This window comes from Aeromonas media (assembly GCF_020423125.1).
Lineage (GTDB): Bacteria > Pseudomonadota > Gammaproteobacteria > Enterobacterales > Aeromonadaceae > Aeromonas > Aeromonas media.
This window is the reverse complement of record NZ_CP075564.1, coordinates 556,770-577,140: the sequence shown is the minus strand read 5'-3', so window position 1 is coordinate 577,140 and position 20,371 is coordinate 556,770. Positions and strand designations below refer to the sequence as shown.

Below are 20,371 nucleotides of genomic sequence, written 5' to 3'. Positions count from 1 at the left end.
AAAATGGGCTAGAAGATCTGGCTGGCCAGCAGAAACACCAGGGCATAACGAAACAATTTACCGAGCCCGATCAGGATGAGAGAGCGCCAGAAGGAGAAGCGAAGCCAACCGGCCAGCAGGCAGAGGCCATCGCCGATCACTGGCGTCCAGGCGAGCAGCAGGCACCAGTGACCATGCTGTTTGAGCCAGGCAAGCGCCTTTTGTTCCCCACGGCCTTGAAAATCTTCCGGTTTTTTCTTGTGTGTGGCGAGCCGGCCGAGCCACCAGGTGGTCATGGAGCCCAGGGTGTTGCCCAGCGTCGCCCACAGCAGCAGGCTGGCCATGCTCCACTCTCCCTGGGTAGCCATGGCCCCCAGCAGCACTTCCGAGCTGCCGGGCAGCAGGGTGGCGGAGGTGAAGGCGCTCAGAAACAGCCAACCCAGCCCCATCTCGGCAATGTCGTTCATCCGGGCTGGCTGTCGGCGGCAGGCATGCGCAGCAGCAGCTTGCCCCGCACATGACCGCCCTCGATGGCGCCATGGGCCAGTGCCCCTTCCGCCAGGGGGAACTCACCGGAGAGGGTGACATGCACATCTCCCTGACGCAGCAGCATCAGCACCTGGGTCAGCTGTTTTTGATCGGGGTGGACCAGCATGCCGAGCACCTCTATGCCCGCCTCGGCCCCCGCCTCCTTGATCTGCTGGGCCGTGATGGTGGGTACAGTCACCAGGCGGCCACCCGGTTTGACGCAGGCCAGCGCCGCCATGCCACTCTCGCCCCCCATCAGATCCAGCACCAGATCGACCTGACCCACCTGGGCAACCCAGTCTGCATCATGGTAATCCACCATCTGGCTGGCCCCCAGCCCGTGCAGGAAGCTGTGGTTGTCGCGACTCGCCGTCGCAACGACCTCGGCGCCATAAGCGCTGGCAAACTGCACCGCCAGATGGCCCACACCGCCGGCACCGGCCAGGATCAGCACGCGCTGCCCCCCCTTGAGGGCACCGTGTTCGAACAGCCCCTGCCAGGCGGTGAGGCCCGCCAGCGGCAGCGCAGCCCCCTGCTTGAGACTGACCCCGTCGAGCCTGACCAGCTCGTCCTCGCGTACCACCACAGATTCCGCATAGCCACCGGCCGTCAGGGGAAAGCCCACCATGCCGCACACCGCATCCCCTTCCACCAGGGTGGCGACATGGGGGCCGACCTTCTCCACCACGCCGGAGACGTCATAGCCCGGGGTCCAGGGCAACTTGTCCTTGTTCTGGGCCGCCGCCCAGCCGAGGCCGGCCCGGGTCTTGGCATCGATGGGGTTGACCCCCGCAAAACAGATGCGTACCCGGACCTCCCCCTCGGCGGGCACCTTGTCCAGGGAGGGGTTGAGCCGAAGTACCGAGGGGTCGCCGAATGCGGTAATCTGTAGCTGCGTCATTGCACAATCCATCCTGTTGATTGATCAAGGGTCAACAGAATAACAGCGAGGACACCATGGCTCGAATGTTTCTTATTCCTCTGTTGCTGGCCCTGGGGTGGTGGGCGTTTCTGCTCTACTTCCGCATTCCGCTCAAGCAGGGTGCCAAGGGGTTTTACTGGATCATCGGCATAGGTGGGGGACTTGCCGCCTTCTTCAGCCTGATGATGGTGCTCACCCACTGACGCCGCCTGCGGCAACAAAAAGGCCACCCTGAGGTGGCCCGGATCTCAACCCGCCTGCGCACTGAGGTGGTAGTGGCGATTGCTGCCCTGCCCCAGCACCCCCTGGGCCAGCAGATGCTGGAACACCCTGTCCACCTCTTCCAGCGACAGGGAGAGGGCCTCGGCCACCTTGCGCTTGCTGCACTTGAGCTCGCCACTCTCCAGCGCGCTGCGCACCTGGGCCACCACGGCCGGTGCGGGCTCGGGTCTGCTCACCACCATGGGCACGGCGACAGCTGACTCGACTTGGCGAACCTCGGCTTCTTCCCGCGCCCGTTGCCACTGCCATTGACGGCGGAAGCGGTTCTCCTCGCCGATCAGGCTGACGAAAAAGGCACCGAACGCATCCAGCAACACAGAGAGGAAGCAGACCAGCAGGAACTGTACCTGGCTGATGCTCATGCCCACCCCGTCCGCCAGGCTGCTCATCAACCCCAGCATGGAGGATTGCTCATTGAGAGGCTTGGCGTCGCGCTCCTGGCGCAGCTCATCCTGCTTCAGCCTGAGCTTGGTGTTGGCCTGCTGCAATCCGCTCACCCCGCTGGAGATCCGCGCCATCTCTATGTATTTGCGCGCCGCCTCCTCGTTGAGCTGGATCTGCCGCTCTATGCTGGCAATCTGCTCGTCGAAGCGGGCGATCTCCCGCTCGTGGCGCGCCTGCTGGCTCAGGATGGTGTTGGTGGCGCTGTTGATGCCGCCAATGCTGCCACCGATGGAGATGGCAGCCAGCACGCTGTAAAACAGCAGCGACCAGAAGGCACCGCCGAGATCCCGCCGTGCCTTGCACTCGCCATATTCATACCAGACATAGAACTTGCCCAGTTCGAAGATGATGGCCAGACCGCCAAACAACCACTTCATCAGGGGATTGTCGTCGATGGAGAGAAACAGCAGCAGGGAGAAGACGATGGAGGCCAGAATGGCCAGCCCGGTAAAACTGTACACCGTGGTCAGTGCAAACCAGCCCTTGGGATAGCGCAATGCGGCGGGAGCCTGTGTGGTCATGATGAAGAGGGTATGCCGTGCAGGAAAAGTTGGCTGCCGATTATAGTCACCGGGCGGTCGGAGAGAAGGGCAAATACCTGAATTCCTTCATATGGATAACCAGCTGTCCATAGTGCGACCAAAACGGACGAATCGGCAGCAGAAAACCGCTACAATCGACCTCAGACTTGAAGGGAGTATTTCGTTGTGCCTGGGTTCAGCCCGGCGCGCTACACTGACTCCCTATTGCCATTATCCGAGGACATCATGAACAGAACGACTACGCTGCTGCTCTCCCTGCTTCTGGTTGCCGGCACCTCCATCTCATCGGTCCAGGCTCAGGAGCAGGGGAATAACGCTTTCTCCGTTGACGAGCTCACCTTCAATCTGGACTGGAATGACACGCAATTTGACTGGTCGCAGACAAGTTGTCTCAATCTGGGGGTCGGTGAGGATGCCTCTGCCGATTGCAAGGGCGTCAAGCTCAACCTGGATGATGAGACGCCCCGCAACCAACCCCCCAGCACCAACCAGATCCCGGCTAGCCCGGAAGAGTGACTAGTCACGACAGGAGCCTCTCTGATATGACACATCCCAAGCGCAATACCATGATCAACCGCACCGCTCTGCTGCTCTCTCTGTTCATTGTCCACGGCGTCGCCTTTGCTGCGCCTCCTTCCAAGAACAACGACGACATCAAGATCTCCACCGATCGGGGCCAAATCAGCCTGGATTGGGACGACAAGGAGTACGACTGGTGGCAGAACAACTGCCTGAATATCAGCACCCGCAGCAGCAGTATCAAACTCAACTGTGACAACATGGATGGCAAGTATCGCGACCACTACAACCGTAGCATCCACAGCGGCAACAACCCGGGCAAGGGCCACGACAAGAACGACTGGGACAGCAACGACAACGCGAAGTACAAAGAAAAAGGCAACGGGAAAGGCAAGAACAAGTGATGGTTCAGGGGTTCCGGCCCCTGAATGCGTTCGCGCTGACAATGGCCAACTTATTGCCAAAGTTCAGAACTCATGAAACTCCGTGACTGTTGACTTCCCCCCTATCAAGACTCGATAGCCCCCCTCCATGGTCTTGGCAAAAAGTTGAATCATGTCATTTTACGAACGTTCACCACCCATTCCTCACCAGATCAATCACCATGGTGCCAAGGTGTTGTTCCGCCCCGGTTAAGGCTGGCGGCGATAGACTGCCTCTCCTCCAGCCGTCATCGAGGCCATCATGCGCAACCCCATTTCCCACCTGCTCGCCCGGTTACTGAACAGCGGCGCAGCATTTGAAGCCCCTCTTGCCCGGCGCAGCCCCGCCCAAGATGCTGGCTCCCATCAGGAAGAACAGGGAGCGAGAAGGCAGCCACTTGGCGATATTCCCCGCACCGAGGGCTCTTGCAAGCACGATGGTGACAAGATAGGTCGCTGACCGCCCCTGCTGGCGTCTACCAGTAATTTTCCATGCTGATGTTGCCGGGTGCCCGGCGCAGGTTCTTGGCAAGACCAAGCTCCAGCAGGGTTTGCTGCGTCTCCTTCACCATGGCGGGATTGCCGCAGATCATCACCTGGCTGTGTTCAGCCGAGAATGCGAGCCCGACCCTGGCCTGCAGCTCGCCACTGGCAATGGCCGCCGGGATCCGACCGGGCAACGCATCGGGCCAGGGTTCGCGGCTGACGAAAGGCACGTAGTGAAAACGGGGCCCATACTGCTCGACCAGGCTGGTAATCAGGCCCTGATAGGTGAGCTCCTCCCCCTTGCGCACCCCGTGCACCAGCACCAGATTCTCGAAACGCTCGAAGACCTCCCCCTCCGCCAGCATGGCGAGGAAGGGGCCAATGGCCGTGCCGGTGGAGAGCAGCCAGAGATCCCGTCCCAGCGGGAGCTCGTCCAGGGTCAGGAAGCCCGTGGCCTGAGACTGAACCAGCAAGGAATCCCCCGGTTGCAAGGCACCGAGGGAGGGAGTCAGTTCGCCATCCGGGATCTCGACCAGATAGAATTCGTGGTAGGGGGCGGAGGGGGGATTAACGAAGGAATAGGCGCGCTGGATCCGCTGATCGCCCCGTTGCAGGGCAAGCTTGGTAAATTGCCCCGCCTTGTAGGGGGCGAGATCCGCCGCTATGCGCAAGGAAAACAGGGTGGGCGTCCACTCGATGCGCTCGAGTACATGACCTTCGACCCAGGCTGCCATACAGGTTCTCCTCCAAAGAAACAGAACCTCACTCTACCCCTTGATCCCCTCTTGATTCAAAAAGAAAAAAACCCGCGCATGTGCGCGGGTTTTTTCTGCAAAGCGAATAGCTATTACAGAGCAACAACCTGGATCTGTACGGTTGCCTTGACGTCAGCGTGCAGCTGAACAACAACTTCGTACTCGCCGGTGTTACGCAGAACGTTGCCCATACGGACTTCGCTCTTGGCAACGGCGACGCCGGCAGCAGTGATGGCTTCAGCCACGTCACGGGTACCGATGGAACCGAACAGCTTGCCTTCGTCGCCAGACTTGGAGGCGATGACAACGGCAGCCAGTTCACCCAGCTTGGCAGCGCGCTCTTCAGCGGCAGCTTTACCGGCAGCCAGTTTGGCTTCCAGTTCAGCACGGCGAGCATCGAAGGTCTCGATGTTGGCCTTGGTAGCCATAACGGCTTTGCCTTGCGGGATCAGATAGTTACGGGCGTAGCCAGCTTTAACAGCGACTTGATCACCCAGACCGCCCAGTTTGGCGATTTTGTCGAGCAGGATAACTTGCATTACCTTTCCTCTATAAAAGTTGAGTTAGGCTTAAGTGCCGGACCGATTCTTACTTGTTGTGCAGATCGGTGTACGGCAGCAGAGCCAGGTAACGAGCACGCTTGATGGCGCGTGCCAGCTGACGCTGATACTTGGCGCGGGTACCGGTGATACGGCTCGGTACGATCTTGCCAGATTCAGTGACGTAGTTTTTCAGAGTAACGATATCTTTGTAGTCGATCTCGGTAACGTTCTCGGCGGTGAAGCGGCAGAACTTACGACGACGGAAATAACGTGCCATGGCCTTTATCCTCTAATGCGGTGATCTAAGAATTACTCTTCGGAAGACGCTTCAACAGCATCTTCGCGGCGCTCGTCGTCACGACGGGTGAAGCGCTCTTCCTTGGCCTTGGCCATCGGAGAAACTTCAGTCACGGCGTGCTTGGTGCGCATGATCATGTTGCGGATAACGGCATCGTTGAAGCGGAAGTTGGTTTCCAGTTCGTCGATAACGGCCTGCTCAGCTTCTACGTTCATCAGAACATAGTGAGCCTTGTGCAGCTTGTCGATCGGGTAAGCCAGCTGACGACGGCCCCAATCTTCCAGGCGATGAATAGTGCCACCAGCGGTGGTGATAGCGCCGGTGTAACGCTCGATCATGCCAGGTACTTGCTCGCTCTGGTCCGGATGAACCATGAAGACGATTTCGTAATGACGCATTTTAGCTCCTTACGGATTAATTCAGCCTCCGCCCAGGTGCAGCCAGACCTCGGAGGCAAGGAACATAGTGGTGTTTAGACGCTGCTTTCTAGGGCGGCGTATTGTACGAAATAGCTTCTCCCACTGCAACTGGCGTCGACAGATGTTTTTGTCGATGACCCTGATGCAAAACTTCAATTGATAATAATTATCATTTATATCTATTCTATCTCCATGCTCTTATGGAGGGTGACACCATGCAACCCGCATTGACCACGGCCATCCCGGCCCGCAAATTCAAGCTGACCCTGCTTGGCCCCGCCTTCATCGCCGCCATCGGCTACATAGATCCGGGCAACTTCGCTACCAACATCCAGGCCGGTTCCACCTTTGGTTATCAACTGCTGTGGGTGGTGGTCTGGGCCAACCTGATGGCCATGGTGGTGCAGACCCTCTCCGCCAAGCTCGGCATCGTCACCGGCAAGAATCTGGCGGAGCACATCCGGGACAAATTACCCAAACCGGCAGTCTGGGCCTACTGGGTGCAGGCGGAGATCATCGCCATGGCCACGGATCTCGCCGAGTTCATCGGCGCAGCTGTGGGCTTCAAGCTGCTGTTCGGGGTGACGCTGCTGGAAGGGGCCTGCATCACTGCCGTGGTCACCTGGGGCATTCTCATGCTGCAATCCCGCGGCCAGAAGCCGCTGGAGTTCGTGGTGGGAGGTCTGCTGCTGTTCGTGGCCGCCGCCTACATAGTCGAGCTGGTCTTCTCCCGCCCCCATCTGCCCAGCCTGCTGGAAGGCGCCCTCTTCCCCGGCCTGCCCAACGGCGATGCCGTCTATCTCGCCGCTGGCGTGCTCGGTGCGACAGTCATGCCCCACGTCATCTATCTCCACTCGGCGCTGACCCAGCACACCCAGGATCAGGGCAGCGTGCCCCAGCGGCTGCACAGCACCCGGGTCGATGTGGCCATCGCCATGACCATAGCCGGCTTCGTCAACCTGGCCATGATGGCCATGGCCGCTGCGGCCTTCCACGACGCGGGCCACCAGCAGGTGGCGGAACTGGAAACGGCCTACCAGACACTCACTCCCTTGCTGGGTCAGGCTGCCGCCACCCTGTTCGGGCTCTCTCTGGTCGCGTCTGGCATCTCCTCCACCGTAGTCGGGACTCTGGCAGGCCAGGTGGTGATGCAGGGCTTCGTGCGCTTCACCATACCGCTCTGGCTGCGCCGGGCCATCACCATGGCCCCCGCCTTCGTGGTGATCGCCATGGGACTCAACACCACTGAGATCCTGGTGCTGAGCCAGGTCATCCTGAGCTTTGGCATCGCCCTCGCGCTCATTCCGCTGCTGATCCTGACCGGCGATCGCACCCTAATGGGGGAGCATCGCAACCATCCACTGACCCAAGCAATCGGTCGCGTCATCGTCGCGCTGGTGATCGGCCTCAACGCCTATCTGCTGGTCACCATGATCTAGTGTTCACTCCGCCATCTTCGAGCCGGCTCGTTAACAGAGGTTAATGAGCCGGCCCCCGCTTTGGCGTATGCTGCCGCTTTCTCTTCTCTATTTCTCGTTGCGGAAGCCTTGCCATGGAACATACCCGAGTCAGCTTCGTGCTGGGCCATCATCAGGAACAGGCCAGCGTCGTCTATTGCGAGCAGGGGCAAACCAGCCTGCTGGTCACCGACCTCACCCCCTTCCATCCCCAGAGCCACCTCTGGCCCGATCAACCGGGGGATGTGGGCACTGTGCACTGGGATGGGGGCGAGGCGGCCGTGGGCCCCTGCCGGATGGGGGCCATCAGCCCGGAAGGCAGGCTGTTCGTGGATCAGGATATTCCGGTCAAGCGGGGCGCCGAGGGCTGGGCCTTCGTGGTGGTGCATCCCCTCGCCGGCTCCCATCAGCTTGCCATCGGCACGCAGGTGGAACTGAGGGTGGATGCCGAGGCCCGCCACTCCTTAAGTCTGGGTCACAGCGGCTGCCATCTGGTGGCGCTGGCCCTCAACCGGGCACTCGTCCCTTACTGGCGCAAGGAGGTGAGCGAGCGCGATGCGCTGGATCAGCCCGACTTCGACCGCCTCGCCATCCAGACCTCGCGGGTCGAACCTCTGAGCTCCCGGGAGCAATACCGCATCGGCAAAAGCCTGCGCAAGAAGGGAGTCAACAGTGAGGCACTGCTGGCGGATCTGGCGCTGATAGAAGAAAAGGTCAACCGGCAACTCGCCGGCTGGCTGGCTGCGGGTGGCGAGATCAGTCGCTCGCGAGCAGGCGAGGCCATCATCGACTCCCGCTACTGGCACTGCACGCTTGAGGGAAAAGAGCTGACCATCCCCTGCGGCGGCACCCATGCCGGCACTCTGGCGGAGCTGGGTCAGGTCAAAGTACAGCTCGCCCCCGCAGAGGAGGGGTTCAGCCTGCTCTCCGAAGTCACCCCCTGAGTCGACGACAGATCCGGTTTATCCCCATCAGCCAAGCCGGATCAACAATATGCCGCAGAGGATCACCAGGGCCGCCATCAGCCTGACTCGCCCCAGCCGCTCCCCCAGCCAGAGCCAGGAGAGCAGCACGGCAAACAGCACGCTGCTCTCGCGCAGCGCCGCCACCAGCCCGATGGGAGCCAGGGTCATGGCCCAGATGACGATGCCGTAGGCAAGCAGCGAGAGGGCGCCGCCCAGGGCGCCCGAATACCACTCGGCCCGGGTCAGGCTGCGCAAGGCGGTGCGGCTCTGCCATCTCATCAGCAGCGGCATCATCAGGGCCGTCAGGGTAAAGAGCCAGAGGGTATAGCGTATCGGCTCCCCCGCCGAGCGGGCCCCGACCCCGTCAGACAGGGTATAGGCGGCGGTAAACAGCGCCGTGATCAGCACGGCGCACAGGGCCGCAGGCGCCAGCCGGATGCCGCCGCGCCAGGCCATCAGCAAGACCCCGCCCACCAGCACCATGGCCCCCGCCACAGCCACGACACCGGGCACCTCCCCCAGCAGCAAGGCGCCGAGCAGCAAGGTCACCAGGGGCGCGCTGCCACGGGCCAGTGGATAGATCTGGCCGAACTCCCCCAAACGGTAGGCCCAGCCGAGAAAGAGGCAATATCCGCAGTGCAACAGGATGGAGAGTGCCAACCAGGGATATTAGACCGGGGCCGGCCACCCCACCAGCGGCAGGAAAGGCAGGGAGAAGAGGCCGGAGCAGAGGGAGACCAGCAACACGCTGACACGCCCCTCGGCCTGGCGCTTGGCCAGCGCATTCCACAGGGCGTGCAGCAAGGCGGCCAGCAAGATGGCCGCGAAGATGGAGAGGGTCACGACGGGGTTCCAATCAACAAGGGAGTGGGATCATACCCGTTTGTGTCGCAACAAGGTGGGAGCCCGCTCATGTCTGCCCCCTATCCCTTTCACAGCACAGAGAGTCAGCCCGGCAGCTTGCGCATGCCAACGTGAGGAATATCGTCCTCCAGATAGCCCTCCCCTTCGGGTGCGAAGCCGTGCTGGCCATAGAAGCCCTGCAGGTGAGCCTGGGCGCCGAGCCAGATGCTGTGCTCCGGCCAGCGGGCCGTGCAGGCGGTCACCGCCTCATCGAGCAAGCTGTGGCCCAGACCGCCCCCTCTCGACTGGGGGGAGGTGACCACCCGGCCTATGGCGGCGCCACTGTCGTCACCGATGCCGGGGGCCATGATGCGGGCATAGGCGGCCAGATGATCGCCTTCATAACCGAGCAGGTGCAGCACACCGTCCCGGCGATCCACTCCGTCCAGATCCTGGAAGGGGCAGCTCTGCTCCACCACGAACACCTCGGCCCGCAGTGCCAGCAACTCATACAACTCGTCCGTGGTCAGTGCAGACCAGGGTTTCAGGATCCAGTTCATCGGCGACTCCTTATCAATTCGGCCTGCCAGCATAGGTGAGCGCAGCCAGGGCGGCATTAACCTTTGTTAAGACTTTTAAGCCGTTTGCGAATGCGGCTCAGGCTGATGGGGCTAATGCCGAGATAGGCGGCGATCTGGTGATCCGGCACCCTGGCATCCAGTGCGGGGAAGCAGTCCAGGAAGTGCTGATAGCGGGCCTGGGGGCTCTCGGTCAACAGCAGCAGCTCTTTTTCTTCCTTGATGCGCAGCTGCACTTCCAGCAGGTGCTGATACCAGGCGGACCAGCAGGAGAGCGGACGCAGGTCGGCCAGCTGGAACAGCTGCAAGCGGCAGGGTTCCAGCGCCTCCACGCTGTAGCGGGCGGGTTCGCCACTGAGCAGGTGATGGAAGTCGAGAAACTCGTCCCCCTCCCAGTAGAACTCCTTGATGTACTCGCGGCCATCCGCCAGCACCACCCTGGCCCGCAGCAACCCCTGCTCCACCCTGATCAGCAGATCCGGACTGTCGCCGGCGTGCCAGAGGCAAGATTTAGGGGCGAGCGTCAGCGGCCGGGCAAAAGAGAGGAGGCGCCTGGCCTCCTGCTCATCTGTGACCCTGTCCCGGAAAAAGGGAGGTCTGTCCATCATCACGGCGTCAGCTGCGGCGCTGACGCACGGCTTCGAACAGGCAGACGCCGCTCGCCACCGAGACGTTGAGGCTGGATACTGCCCCCGCCATCGGTATGCTCACCAGTTCGTCGCAATGTTCGCGGGTCAGGCGACGCATCCCCTTGCCCTCGGCGCCCATCACCAGCGCCATGGGGCCGGTCAGCTTGGCCTGATAGAGGTCGTGGTCCGCCTCACCGGCGGTACCGACTATCCAGACACCGCGCTCCTGCAGCTCGCGCAGGGTGCGCGCCAGGTTGGTGACCTGAATGAGCGGCACCACTTCGGCTGCGCCACAGGCGACCTTGCGCACTATGGAGGTTAAGCCGGTGGCCTTGTCCCGCGGCACTATCACCGCATGGACCCCGGCCGCATCGGCGCTGCGCAGGCAGGCGCCGAGGTTGTGCGGGTCGGTTACCCCGTCCAGCACCAGCAGGAAGGGGGCTGTCTCTTGCGCCGCCAGGCCGTCCAGCAGACTGGCCAGGTCGTGCTCGGCCAGCTTGGGCGCCTCTATCACCTTGGCCATGATGCCCTGGTGATTGTTGCCCTCTGCCTTGTCATCGAGGGTCTTGCGGTTCACGCTCTGCACCTTGATGCCGAGGGATTCCAGCTCGGTCAGCAAGGGTTGCAGCCGGTCGTCATCGCGGCCCTTGAGGGCCCATACCTCGATGAAACGCTCCGGGGTGCGCTCAAGCAGCGCGGATACAGCGTGAATGCCGTAGATCAGTTCTGTACTCATTTAGTGCTCTTGGCCTTGTCGCGAGCGTTTTTGCTCGGTCGTCTGTTGCTGGGCTTGGCGCGGCCACCTTTGTCGGATTTGCCGTGATCCTTGCCCTCTTTGCGTTTCTCGTGGCGCTGGGCGCTCTTGGCCTTCTCTTTCTTGATCTCGGCCTGCTTGCGCGCCATCTCCTTGGCGTTCTTGCCGGTGGCCTGGAGCGGCTCTTCCACCATCACGAAGTCGATCTTGCGATCGTCCAGGTTCACGCCCATCACCTTGACCCGCACCTTGTCACCCAGACGGTAGCGACGACGGAAGTTCTCGCCGATCAGCTGCATGTGCAGGGGATCAAACTGGTAGTAGTCGTTGGTGAGGGTACTGACGTGTACCAGACCGTCGATGTGGATATCCGCCAGACGGACGAAGAAGCCAAAGCCGGTGACGCTGGCGATGACGCCATCGAACTCGTCACCCACGTGATCCAGCATGTACTCGCACTTGAGCCAGTCGGCCACGTCGCGGGTCGCATCGTCGGCACGGCGCTCTGTCATGGAGCAGTGCTCGCCCATCGGGTCCACTTCTTCCAGCTGGTAGTGGTAACCACCGCTCGGGGTCCACTTGTGGCGCAGGTTGCCCTGCTGCTCTTTTGCAGTCTGGTATTTGATGGCACGGTGCAAGATGAGGTCGGGATAGCGACGGATCGGCGAGGTGAAGTGCGCATAGGACTTCAACGCCAGACCGAAGTGACCTATGTTGTCAGCCTGATAGACCGCCTGACGCATGGAGCGCAGCAGCATGGTGGAGAGCAGCTCGGCATCCGGGCGCCCTTCAAACTTGGCGGCCAGCTCGGCAAAGTCTTTCGGCTCGGGCTCGAGACCGCCCTTGAGCTCCAAACCCAGTTCGGCCAAGAAGTCACGAAAACCGGTCAGACGCTCTTCACCCGGACGGTCGTGCACCCGGAACAGGGCAGAGGCTTCGTTCTTCTCGATATAACGGGCGGCGGCCACGTTCGCCTGGATCATGCACTCTTCGATGATCTTGTGGGCATCGTTGCGCACCAGCGGCACGATCTGGTCGATCTTGCGCTGGGCGTTGAAGATGAAACGGGTCTCCTCGCTCTCGAACTCCACCGCACCGCGCTGGTGACGAGCGTGCTTGAGCGCCTTGTAGAGGTTGTTGAGCTCTTCGATGTGGCCCACCAGCGGATCATATTGCTGACGCAGCTTGGGATCACCATCCAGAATGGCCGCGACCTTGCTGTAGGTCATGCGGGCATGGGAGTTCATCACCGCTTCGTAGAACTTGTAACCGGACATGCGACCAGCGGCGGAAATGGTCATCTCGCACACCATGCAGAGACGGTCAACCTGCGGATTCAGGGAGCACAGCCCGTTGGAGAGCACCTCCGGCAGCATGGGCACCACGAACTCGGGGAAATAGACCGAGTTGCCGCGCTGATAGGCTTCGGCATCCAGCGCAGTGCCGGGCTTCACATAGGCGGATACGTCCGCAATGGCAACCCACAGACGCCAGCCGCCGCCACGCTTGGCTTCACAGAAGACGGCGTCATCGAAGTCGCGGGCATCTTCCCCGTCAATGGTGACCAGCGGCAGGGCACGCAGATCGATGCGACCCTCTTTGGCTTTCTCCGGCACCTGTTCGCCCAGACCGGCGACCTCCTTGGTCACCTCCTCCGGCCAGGTATGCGGGATACCGTGGGTACGCAGGGCGATCTCGATCTCCATGCCAGGGGCCATGTTCTCGCCCAGCACGTCCAGTACGGTACCGACTGCGTTGATGCGGGAGTTGGCGCGCTGGTTGATGCGCACCACCACGACCTGGCTCTGGCGAGCACCCTTGTTTTCGCCTTCAGGGATGATGATGTCCTGACCGATGCGGCTGTCATCCGGCACCACGAAACCCACGCCGTTCTCGACAAAGTAACGGCCGACGATGTCTGCCTCACGGGGCTTGAGCAAGCGAACCAGACGTGCTTCCTGACGACCCTTGCGGTCGATCTCGGTCGGCTGCACCAGGGCATAGTCACCGTGCATCAGGCGCTGCATCTCGCGGTTGTTCAGATACAGATCCGGTCCACCACCTTCCGGGCGCAGAAAACCGAAACCATCTTTATGGCCGAGTACATACCCTTTGACCAGATTCAGACGATCCGGCAGGGCGTAACATTGGTTGCGAGTGAATACCAACTGCCCATCGCGCTCCATGGCGCGCAGACGACGGCGCAAGGCTTCCAACGGCTCTTCGTCAGTCAGCTTGAGTGCCTTGGCCAGCTCTTCGCGGGACATCGGCTTTTCGTGACCCTTGATGAGTTCGAGGATCAGCTCGCGACTGGCGATGGGGTTTTCGTATTTTTCGGCCTCGCGTTGGAGGAAAGGATCTTTTTGAGACATAAGCAGGCCTTAGGGTAGGTAGTAACCCAGACATTATATCGAAGGGGGGAGCTAATGGCATCCATCGACTGCCTTTTGGCCAATCTCTCTGTCATACTGGCGACAGTTTGCAGGTATGTGAGACTCGGAACTCATGAGCAAGGACTCGTTCGCCCAATCGGCCGCCTATTTGAAACAGGCGGTCCCCCTGATGATCAAGTATCAAATCCCCACCACCCCGAACAATTACCATCTTTGGTACAACTATGTCTCTGGCGCCATGCCCGAGCTGAACAACGCCGTCGATCACGCGATAAAACTGCAGGGTACCTTCTCCCTCACCACCTGTGAGCGTCTCTATCACCAGCATCTGGCCAGCCAGGACGAGCAACAGATGGAGGCGATGAAGCTCAATCTGGTCGCCATGGCCAATGAGCTCGGCCACTCCATGCAGGATGCGCTGGTCGATACCGGCCAGTTCCAGGCCATGCTCGACAAAAGCTTCGACAAGTTGAACCTCATCGATGACGAAGGACTGAGCCTGGACGACACCATGGTCATCTTGCGGGAACTGGTACGCGAGTCGCGGGACGTGCGCATGTCCACCCTGCACTTTCGCAACCAGCTCAGCAGCGCCGAGAAGGAGATCAAGGAGCTCAAGGCAGCACTGAACGAGACGCGCAAGATGGCCACCGAGGACGCTCTCACCTCGCTGCTCAACCGTCGCGCCTTCGATCTGGAGATGGAAAGCCTAATCCGCAGCAAGCAGCCCTTCTCGCTGATCATGACCGATATCGATCGTTTCAAGAACTTCAACGACGAATATGGCCATCTGCTGGGAGATCAGGTGCTGCGCATCGTCGGCAAGCGGCTGCGGGAAGTGAGCAAGGAGGGCATCACGGCCTATCGGCTCGGAGGGGAAGAGTTTGCCCTGCTGGTACCGGGCCGGGTGTTGGCACTGACCCGCCAGATGGCGGAGAGCCTGCGCAGGGTCATCGAGCGGATGTCGCTGCTGGATCGCAAATCAGGCCGGCGCATCGATCACATCACCGCCTCCTTCGGTGTGGGGGAATATAATGGGCAGGAGACGGCGGACGCCCTGATAGAGCGCACCGACAAGCTGCTCTACAAGGCCAAGGAGCTGGGTCGCAACCGGGTGATGCCACTCCCATCCTGATCCCCCAGATATGAAAAGGCCGGTCACAGACCGGCCTTTTCATTTTTCCGCATTCTGCTCAGAGGCTTTTCAGCTTCTCTTCCGGCAGCGCCAGCTCGTCGTTGTGGTTGACGCCGATGCCGCGCTCCAGCACGTGGCGGGCGATGGCATGGGCCTCTTCCAGGGAGTGCATGCTGTAGGTACCGCACTGGTATTCGTTCAGCTCGGGGATCTTGCCCTGCTCCTGCACGGTCAGCACGTCGCTCATGGCGGTCTGCCAGGCCGCGCCCACGCGGGCCTCGTCCGGCGCGCCGATCAGGCTCATGTAGAAGCCGGTACGGCAGCCCATGGGGGAGATGTCGATGATCTCGACCCCGTTACCGTTCAAGTGATCCCGCATGAAACCGGCAAACAGATGCTCAAGGGTATGGATGCCGCGCTCGGAGAGGATCTCCTGGTTCGGCACACAGAAGCGCAGATCGAACACGGTAATGGTGTCCTTGTTCGGGGTCTGCATGGTCTTGGCCACCCGGACTGCCGGGGCTGCCATGCGAGTATGGTCGACGGTAAAACTGTCCAATAACGGCATTTCTGACTCCTGATTGGTTACGAGAACCAGCCCCCGCTGGGGAGCCGATCCTTGCATTGTCGATACTGGGCGCCGTAGCGTTGGGCACGGGCCTCCACCTTGCGAGAGACCTTCATCAGCCACCCCTTGCTGCGGTAGCTGCCGCGCCGGTAACCACCCCAGCCTTCGTGATAATTGAGATATTGACCGTAGGCATCCCACTTGGAAGTGCCATTGAGCCGCTGCGCCTTGTGAGTGTACCAGCCCATGAAATCGATGGCGTCGGCGAAGTCGTCACGATCGCTCCAGCCGTTGCCGCTCTCCCGCTGATAATCATCCCAAGTCTCATCCTTGACCTGGGCATAGCCATAAGCAGAGCTGGCACGCCCGGTCGGGATGAAGAGAAAATATTGCATCGGCGGCTGGGCATCGTGCACGAAGGAGGACTCCTGATACATCATGGCCATCACCACATGTACCGGGGTCCCCCACTTTTCGTTCATCTTGAGTGCCGCCTTGTGCCACTCGGGTTTTTCCCGAAAGATCTGGCACAGGTTTTCCGGCTGGGCCGGTGGCTGACTACTGCAAGCAGTCAGCACCATCAGCAGGCCGGCGGCCACCATGAGACGCATCCTTGGTATCGGATGGGTTACATTTTCGTTCTCTTGGTCGTTACGAGGCACATCCATCACATCAAATCGCGTCTTCGTTCTCTTCACCGGTGCGGATGCGGATCACACGCTCCACCTCGCAGACGAAGATCTTGCCATCACCGATCTTGCCGGTACGGGCAGTGTTCTGGATCGCTTCCAGACAGGCGTCGAGATCCTCGTCCTGCACCACCAGCTCTACTTTTACCTTGGGCAGGAAGTCGACCATGTACTCGGCACCGCGATAGAGCTCGGTATGGCCCTTCTGGCGCCCGAAGCCTTTGACTTCGGATACGGTCATGCCGTTGATGCCGATCTCGGCCAGGGCTTCGCGCACATCGTCCAACTTGAACGGCTTGATAATGGCTTCAATCTTCTTCATGGTGACTCCTTACCAGTTCTGTTTACCGAACCCGGACGTAATGGGGTAGCGGCGATCCTTACCAAAGTTGCGGGTCGTGATACGGGGCCCGACGGCAGCCTGACGGCGCTTGTACTCGTTGAGATCCACCAGACGGATCACCTTGCGCACCACGGCTTCTTCGAAGCCCTCCGCCACCATGTCAGCGACCGAGGCATCTTCTTCCACATAGCGCTTGAGGATGGCGTCCAGAATGTCGTAGGGGGGCAGGCTGTCCTGATCCACCTGATCCGGTGCCAGCTCTGCCGAAGGGGGACGATCAATGACCCGCTGCGGGATCACATAGTCGACGGAGTTGCGGTATTCGCACAGCTTGAAGACCAGCGTCTTGGGCACGTCCTTGAGCACGTCAAAGCCGCCCGCCATGTCACCATACAGGGTGGCATAGCCGACCGCCATCTCACTCTTGTTGCCGGTGGTCAATACGATACGGCGACGCTTGTTGGAGAGCGCCATCAAGAGCACTCCACGGCAGCGGGCCTGCAGGTTCTCTTCGGTAGTGTCGCGGGCCGTCCCTTCAAACAGCGGCGCCAGCTGAGCCATAAAGCCCTCGAACATGGGCTCGATGGAGATGATGTTGAACTCGACCCCCATCCGCTCGGCCTGCTCCTTGGCATCCTCCACGCTCATCTGGGCGGTGTAGCGGAACGGCATCATCACCGCCTGCACCTTATCGGCGCCGATGGCATCTGCCGCGATGGCGAGCGTCAGGGCGGAGTCTATGCCGCCCGAGAGGCCCAGCACGGCCCCCTGGAAACCGTTCTTTGTGACGTAGTCATGCACCGCCAGCACCAGCGCCTGATAGGTCTCGGCCAGGGGCGCCAGCGGCGCGGCGGGTTCCCGCTCTTTCAGCGGCTGACCGTCGACAAAACGCACCAGCGCCAGCTCTTCGGCAAAGGGGGCCAGCTTATGGGTCAGCTCGCTCTGGCTGTTGAACACCTTGGAGCAACCGTCGAAGATCAGTTCGTCCTGACCACAGACCTGATTGAGGTAAACCAGCGGCAAGCCGGTCTGATCACAGCGCTCGGCCATCAGCTCGCGGCGGATCCAGGGTTTTTCCTGATCGTAAGGGGAAGCATTGATGGTGAGCAGCAGCTCGGCACCGGCCGCCTTTGCCGCGAGTGCCGGGCCCGGTTGCCACAGGTCTTCACAGATGAGCAAGCCCAGTTGATGGCCACGGAACGACACCACGCAGGTATCGCTCGCCGCGGTGAAGTAGCGCTTCTCGTCGAACACCCCGTAGTTGGGCAGATCCTGCTTGAAGTAACGGGCGATCAGCTTGCCCTGCTCATAGAGAGAGGCGGCATTGTAGAGCGCATCTCCTTCACGCCAGGGGTGGCCCACCAGGATGGCGCAACGACCCTGCCAGGCCACAACACGAGCCAGAGCCGCCTCCACCCGGACCATCAGATCGCTGCGCAGCAGCAGATCTTCAGGCGGATAGCCGGTCAGCGCCAGCTCGGAGCAGACCAGCAGATCGGCGCCTTGCTGGTCGGCCTCTGCGGCGGCAGCCAGCACCTTGTCACAGTTATCTTCGATGGCGCCTACCGTCAGATTTAACTGGGCAAGCATCAGAGAGAGGGCTTTTGCCATGGCGATGCATCTTGAATTCGAAAATGATGGGGAATGATAAAGAAAAGGCGCTGGCTGTGCCAGCGCCTTGGGGAGAAGGGCATCCGTTATTATTCCATCACGCTACCTATGACTGATGACGGATATACACATGCCTCCATATCACAGCACATCAGGCTAGGGCACTGTGGTGCACGTCGTCGTCGGCGTCGGCGTCGGTGCAGGTGATGCGGTCAGCAACGTCTCCTGTACCATCATCACACAACCGCCCACCGAGGTACCGCTGGCTGGCAGGGTAAATGTCTGGGAGGCCGGCGTGATCTGGTAACCGCTCTTGGAGAGGGTCAGCGTAAAGCTGCTGCCTGGTACGCCGCTGCACGAGTAGTTCGGTGTTGCCGGATGGCCCAGATCCAGTACCTGACAGGTCACATTGGCATTATTGACGCCAACAGTCAGGCCAATGGAGGTGGCATCACAGGAAACGGTTTTGTTCGTCACCTTGTCATTTCCAGTGACCTTCGTCTCAAGCTGGAAGCACTCAATGATTCCATGCAGGCCAGTAACGGGCTGATCCAGAATGCTGACCAGCACGGTGGAAGTCATGGTGGCGGTGACATCTTCCGGCAAGACGGCAGCACCCACTACCCCCGAGTTGCCTTGATAAGCACTGGTCGTGATGGTGATGGGGTTATCGGCTGGCGGAGTGCCAGAGAAGGTCGTACTCTTGGCCGTCAGCACCCCCCGGCTATAGGTACCGTAATAGTTGTTGTCCGGGTCAACGATAGTGGCTATCGGCTGACTGGTCACGGTGCCCTTGTTGGTGTCGCTGCTGCTCCATTCGCTTAGCAGCGTCATGTTCACATCCTGAAACGGGATTTTGGCCAAAATCGGTTCGCTCACATCCCCTTTAAAGACCTCATCGCTTAGATAGCTGGGGAGCATGATATCCACGTAGATGCCACGGCTGATCAATTGCCTCGAGCCTATCGAAGTCGACAGGGCCGTGGTACTGTCACCAGCCCGGTTCGCCGCCAGCCAGCTATTGAATGACTGGATCGCAGCGGAAGAGTTGGGGGCCGACCAACTGCTGTCAGTTGTCCCAGCGAAAGCCGTTTTCTGCCATTTGGCATGCTCTGTCACCACATAGACCACATAAGCCTGATAGTTTGCCAGATTGGTGGCATCGTTCAGAAAGCTGGCGGAGAAACTGGTTAGGCTCGCAAGGCGCCAATCCGGTGCGGGGCGGTAGAAACCATCGATACGGATAAACCGGCAGGCATCCAGATAATCACCTGTGCTGGCCGCCACCAGGCTACTCCCGCTTACTTGGTATCTGCCCCTGCTCGTGTTCAGTGGTGCGTAATAGCCGGCAAATCCTTGGGTGCTTACATCATAATGTTCATTGCAACAAGTCGAGCAGAGTGTTTCCTGCTGATTGGCATTGCCTTTCAGCACCCCGACAGACTTGCTCAACTGTGTACCTGACTTCCAATATTGCAGATCATCGGACTCGATATAATAGGGACGTGCGGGCAAATAAGCCGTTCCTGTGCCACCGGAAAAAGTGCAGCTGCAATAAACCGTGGCAGTATCCTGAACCGACTGTCGCTGACTGCCGGTTCCTATAGTCTGGTAAGTCGCCGTATCAAATTGAATGGTTCGGCTGGAACTGGATCCTCCCGATATATGGGGTAAGGGCTTGCTCGTCTCTTTATTACTGCCATTCCCCAGCGCAACTGAAACCACGTCCGGAACGCTTCCCTGCGTATAGTCAACCGTGGGACTTTCACGGGGTTTAACCAGACCGTCTCCGGTTTCTTCACTGGTGAAGGAACCTGTAGGGGAAATTGCGCCAACTAGCTCTAATGAACGGTCATCGCCACTGTTATCCTCCCAAGTAACCCTAACCAATATCTGCTTACGCTCGGGGTAGTCGTAAGGATAAGCGGCAGGCGGAGTTGCCGACCAGACACCACTATTCAGATACTGATTTGTGACCGTCCAGTTCACAGCATAGCTGTCGTTCGAGAGTGACTGGCTGCCGCTACCGGTGGCAATATCCTTATAAGCGGTGAGTGGCGGGATCGCAGTGCGTACTTCGTTGAAGTTGCGAAACTCATCGAGCTTGGACTCGGCCAATCGCATGGCTATCTCGTAACGCCCTCCTTCCCGGGCCGTGCTCAACATGCCACGCGCCAGCGAGACCAGCCCTGCTACCCCCACCCCGAGCAGTACCAGGGTAATCAGGATCTCCAGCAGACCGAATCCTTTCTGCTTTTTCATATGCGT

At 60.2% G+C, this 20,371-nt stretch carries 23 protein-coding genes and 1 pseudogene; 7 read left to right on the top strand and 17 right to left on the bottom strand.

Going from position 1 to position 20,371, the window contains the following annotated elements; genetic code table 11:
- Window positions 1-8: 8 nt before the first annotated feature.
- Together KI797_RS02830 and KI797_RS02825 are read right to left on the bottom strand one after the other, a co-directional pair.
- Entirely contained in the window at window positions 9-446 is a 438-nt protein-coding gene (locus KI797_RS02830; protein ID WP_226171348.1) for a YqaA family protein, read from the bottom strand.
- Window positions 443-1,408, bottom strand: a complete 966-nt coding sequence (locus KI797_RS02825) for an NADP-dependent oxidoreductase (RefSeq protein WP_226171345.1) — start codon at window positions 1,406-1,408, stop codon at window positions 443-445. Before KI797_RS02825 ends, KI797_RS02830 begins: the two co-directional genes overlap by 4 nt.
- 56 nt (window positions 1,409-1,464) lie before the next feature.
- Here KI797_RS02825 and KI797_RS02820 point away from each other — a divergent pair, with 56 nt between their 5' ends.
- Window positions 1,465-1,632 (top strand): hypothetical protein, encoded by a 168-nt coding sequence (locus KI797_RS02820; protein WP_162472074.1) that lies wholly within the window; start codon window positions 1,465-1,467, stop codon window positions 1,630-1,632.
- 45 nt (window positions 1,633-1,677) lie between these two features.
- Here KI797_RS02820 and KI797_RS02815 read toward each other — a convergent pair whose 3' ends face one another.
- The gene (locus KI797_RS02815; protein WP_226171342.1) at window positions 1,678-2,676 is read right to left on the bottom strand and encodes a Preprotein translocase subunit SecY; all 999 of its coding nucleotides are present in this window, start codon (window positions 2,674-2,676) and stop codon (window positions 1,678-1,680) included.
- A 246-nt stretch (window positions 2,677-2,922) separates the two neighbouring features.
- Between KI797_RS02815 and KI797_RS02810 the strand changes: the two genes are divergently transcribed.
- The 3 genes from KI797_RS02810 (at window position 2,923) to KI797_RS02800 (ending at window position 4,098) form a co-directional block, all read left to right on the top strand.
- Window positions 2,923-3,213 (top strand): hypothetical protein, encoded by a 291-nt coding sequence (locus tag KI797_RS02810; RefSeq protein WP_226171339.1) that lies wholly within the window; start codon window positions 2,923-2,925, stop codon window positions 3,211-3,213.
- A gap of 26 nt (window positions 3,214-3,239) precedes the next feature.
- A complete protein-coding gene (locus KI797_RS02805) occupies window positions 3,240-3,620 on the top strand; it encodes a hypothetical protein (protein WP_005331789.1) in 381 nt (126 codons plus the stop codon).
- Window positions 3,621-3,900: 280 nt separating this feature from the next.
- Entirely contained in the window at window positions 3,901-4,098 is a 198-nt protein-coding gene (locus tag KI797_RS02800) for a hypothetical protein (RefSeq protein ID WP_226171336.1), read from the top strand.
- Between the two features lie 16 nt (window positions 4,099-4,114).
- On the opposite strand, the gene KI797_RS02795 is transcribed toward KI797_RS02800, so the two are convergent.
- The 4 genes from KI797_RS02795 to rpsF form a co-directional block, all read right to left on the bottom strand.
- A complete protein-coding gene (locus KI797_RS02795; protein ID WP_226171333.1) occupies window positions 4,115-4,858 on the bottom strand; it encodes a ferredoxin--NADP reductase in 744 nt (247 codons plus the stop codon).
- A 113-nt stretch (window positions 4,859-4,971) separates the two neighbouring features.
- Window positions 4,972-5,418 carry a 50S ribosomal protein L9 gene (gene rplI, locus KI797_RS02790; RefSeq protein WP_005331773.1) on the bottom strand — a complete coding sequence of 149 codons (447 nt, stop codon included), beginning with the start codon at window positions 5,416-5,418 and terminating at the stop codon, window positions 4,972-4,974.
- 49 nt (window positions 5,419-5,467) lie between these two features.
- A complete protein-coding gene (gene rpsR / locus KI797_RS02785) occupies window positions 5,468-5,698 on the bottom strand; it encodes a 30S ribosomal protein S18 (protein ID WP_005313392.1) in 231 nt (76 codons plus the stop codon).
- Window positions 5,699-5,730: 32 nt separating this feature from the next.
- Window positions 5,731-6,117, bottom strand: a complete 387-nt coding sequence (gene rpsF, locus KI797_RS02780) for a 30S ribosomal protein S6 (RefSeq protein WP_005331771.1) — start codon at window positions 6,115-6,117, stop codon at window positions 5,731-5,733.
- 236 nt (window positions 6,118-6,353) lie between these two features.
- On the opposite strand from rpsF, the gene KI797_RS02775 reads away from it, so the two are divergent.
- Both KI797_RS02775 and KI797_RS02770 read left to right on the top strand, forming a co-directional pair.
- On the top strand, window positions 6,354-7,577 hold the full coding sequence (locus KI797_RS02775) for an Nramp family divalent metal transporter (protein WP_042648813.1): 1,224 nt from the start codon (window positions 6,354-6,356) through the stop codon (window positions 7,575-7,577).
- A gap of 113 nt (window positions 7,578-7,690) precedes the next feature.
- Window positions 7,691-8,539 (top strand): alanyl-tRNA editing protein, encoded by an 849-nt coding sequence (locus KI797_RS02770; protein ID WP_226171330.1) that lies wholly within the window; start codon window positions 7,691-7,693, stop codon window positions 8,537-8,539.
- Between the two features lie 27 nt (window positions 8,540-8,566).
- On the opposite strand, the pseudogene KI797_RS02765 reads toward KI797_RS02770, so the two are convergent.
- The 5 genes and pseudogenes from KI797_RS02765 to rnr form a co-directional block, all read right to left on the bottom strand.
- Window positions 8,567-9,403, bottom strand: a pseudogene (locus KI797_RS02765) (EamA family transporter).
- A gap of 104 nt (window positions 9,404-9,507) precedes the next feature.
- Window positions 9,508-9,963: a GNAT family N-acetyltransferase gene (locus KI797_RS02760; protein WP_226171328.1), complete on the bottom strand. Its 456-nt coding sequence runs from the start codon at window positions 9,961-9,963 to the stop codon at window positions 9,508-9,510.
- Window positions 9,964-10,019: 56 nt separating this feature from the next.
- Complete coding sequence (locus KI797_RS02755; RefSeq protein ID WP_171274276.1) at window positions 10,020-10,586, bottom strand: Crp/Fnr family transcriptional regulator; 567 nt, start codon at window positions 10,584-10,586, stop codon at window positions 10,020-10,022.
- 10 nt (window positions 10,587-10,596) lie between these two features.
- Window positions 10,597-11,346, bottom strand: a complete 750-nt coding sequence (rlmB, locus tag KI797_RS02750; RefSeq protein ID WP_226171325.1) for a 23S rRNA (guanosine(2251)-2'-O)-methyltransferase RlmB — start codon at window positions 11,344-11,346, stop codon at window positions 10,597-10,599.
- Window positions 11,343-13,736, bottom strand: a complete 2,394-nt coding sequence (rnr, locus tag KI797_RS02745; protein ID WP_042648815.1) for a ribonuclease R — start codon at window positions 13,734-13,736, stop codon at window positions 11,343-11,345. Before rnr ends, rlmB begins: the two co-directional genes overlap by 4 nt.
- Before the next feature lie 133 nt (window positions 13,737-13,869).
- Here rnr and KI797_RS02740 point away from each other — a divergent pair, with 133 nt between their 5' ends.
- Window positions 13,870-14,892 carry a GGDEF domain-containing protein gene (locus tag KI797_RS02740; protein ID WP_226171323.1) on the top strand — a complete coding sequence of 341 codons (1,023 nt, stop codon included), beginning with the start codon at window positions 13,870-13,872 and terminating at the stop codon, window positions 14,890-14,892.
- A 58-nt stretch (window positions 14,893-14,950) separates the two neighbouring features.
- On the opposite strand, the gene luxS is transcribed toward KI797_RS02740, so the two are convergent.
- The 5 genes from luxS to KI797_RS02715 form a co-directional block, all read right to left on the bottom strand.
- The gene (gene luxS / locus KI797_RS02735; protein WP_226171321.1) at window positions 14,951-15,460 is read right to left on the bottom strand and encodes an S-ribosylhomocysteine lyase; all 510 of its coding nucleotides are present in this window, start codon (window positions 15,458-15,460) and stop codon (window positions 14,951-14,953) included.
- A gap of 17 nt (window positions 15,461-15,477) precedes the next feature.
- A complete protein-coding gene (locus KI797_RS02730) occupies window positions 15,478-16,071 on the bottom strand; it encodes a transglycosylase SLT domain-containing protein (protein ID WP_139751230.1) in 594 nt (197 codons plus the stop codon).
- A 61-nt stretch (window positions 16,072-16,132) separates the two neighbouring features.
- The gene (glnB, locus tag KI797_RS02725) at window positions 16,133-16,471 is read right to left on the bottom strand and encodes a nitrogen regulatory protein P-II (RefSeq protein WP_005308848.1); all 339 of its coding nucleotides are present in this window, start codon (window positions 16,469-16,471) and stop codon (window positions 16,133-16,135) included.
- Between the two features lie 9 nt (window positions 16,472-16,480).
- Window positions 16,481-18,103, bottom strand: a complete 1,623-nt coding sequence (locus KI797_RS02720; protein WP_226171319.1) for an NAD+ synthase — start codon at window positions 18,101-18,103, stop codon at window positions 16,481-16,483.
- Between the two features lie 156 nt (window positions 18,104-18,259).
- Complete coding sequence (locus KI797_RS02715) at window positions 18,260-20,365, bottom strand: type IV pilus modification PilV family protein (RefSeq protein WP_226171317.1); 2,106 nt, start codon at window positions 20,363-20,365, stop codon at window positions 18,260-18,262.
- Window positions 20,366-20,371: the final 6 nt, after the last annotated feature.

Coding starts and splice junctions, on each gene's coding strand:
- KI797_RS02830 (WP_226171348.1), bottom strand. CDS start 446: ATGAACGACATTGCCGAGATGGGGCTGGGTTGGCTGTTTCTGAGCGCC.
- KI797_RS02825 (WP_226171345.1), bottom strand. CDS start 1,408: ATGACGCAGCTACAGATTACCGCATTCGGCGACCCCTCGGTACTTCGG.
- KI797_RS02820 (WP_162472074.1), top strand. CDS start 1,465: ATGGCTCGAATGTTTCTTATTCCTCTGTTGCTGGCCCTGGGGTGGTGG.
- KI797_RS02815 (WP_226171342.1), bottom strand. CDS start 2,676: ATGACCACACAGGCTCCCGCCGCATTGCGCTATCCCAAGGGCTGGTTT.
- KI797_RS02810 (WP_226171339.1), top strand. CDS start 2,923: ATGAACAGAACGACTACGCTGCTGCTCTCCCTGCTTCTGGTTGCCGGC.
- KI797_RS02805 (WP_005331789.1), top strand. CDS start 3,240: ATGACACATCCCAAGCGCAATACCATGATCAACCGCACCGCTCTGCTG.
- KI797_RS02800 (WP_226171336.1), top strand. CDS start 3,901: ATGCGCAACCCCATTTCCCACCTGCTCGCCCGGTTACTGAACAGCGGC.
- KI797_RS02795 (WP_226171333.1), bottom strand. CDS start 4,858: ATGGCAGCCTGGGTCGAAGGTCATGTACTCGAGCGCATCGAGTGGACG.
- rplI (WP_005331773.1), bottom strand. CDS start 5,418: ATGCAAGTTATCCTGCTCGACAAAATCGCCAAACTGGGCGGTCTGGGT.
- rpsR (WP_005313392.1), bottom strand. CDS start 5,698: ATGGCACGTTATTTCCGTCGTCGTAAGTTCTGCCGCTTCACCGCCGAG.
- rpsF (WP_005331771.1), bottom strand. CDS start 6,117: ATGCGTCATTACGAAATCGTCTTCATGGTTCATCCGGACCAGAGCGAG.
- KI797_RS02775 (WP_042648813.1), top strand. CDS start 6,354: ATGCAACCCGCATTGACCACGGCCATCCCGGCCCGCAAATTCAAGCTG.
- KI797_RS02770 (WP_226171330.1), top strand. CDS start 7,691: ATGGAACATACCCGAGTCAGCTTCGTGCTGGGCCATCATCAGGAACAG.
- KI797_RS02760 (WP_226171328.1), bottom strand. CDS start 9,963: ATGAACTGGATCCTGAAACCCTGGTCTGCACTGACCACGGACGAGTTG.
- KI797_RS02755 (WP_171274276.1), bottom strand. CDS start 10,586: ATGGACAGACCTCCCTTTTTCCGGGACAGGGTCACAGATGAGCAGGAG.
- rlmB (WP_226171325.1), bottom strand. CDS start 11,346: ATGAGTACAGAACTGATCTACGGCATTCACGCTGTATCCGCGCTGCTT.
- rnr (WP_042648815.1), bottom strand. CDS start 13,736: ATGTCTCAAAAAGATCCTTTCCTCCAACGCGAGGCCGAAAAATACGAA.
- KI797_RS02740 (WP_226171323.1), top strand. CDS start 13,870: ATGAGCAAGGACTCGTTCGCCCAATCGGCCGCCTATTTGAAACAGGCG.
- luxS (WP_226171321.1), bottom strand. CDS start 15,460: ATGCCGTTATTGGACAGTTTTACCGTCGACCATACTCGCATGGCAGCC.
- KI797_RS02730 (WP_139751230.1), bottom strand. CDS start 16,071: ATGCGTCTCATGGTGGCCGCCGGCCTGCTGATGGTGCTGACTGCTTGC.
- glnB (WP_005308848.1), bottom strand. CDS start 16,471: ATGAAGAAGATTGAAGCCATTATCAAGCCGTTCAAGTTGGACGATGTG.
- KI797_RS02720 (WP_226171319.1), bottom strand. CDS start 18,103: ATGGCAAAAGCCCTCTCTCTGATGCTTGCCCAGTTAAATCTGACGGTA.
- KI797_RS02715 (WP_226171317.1), bottom strand. CDS start 20,365: ATGAAAAAGCAGAAAGGATTCGGTCTGCTGGAGATCCTGATTACCCTG.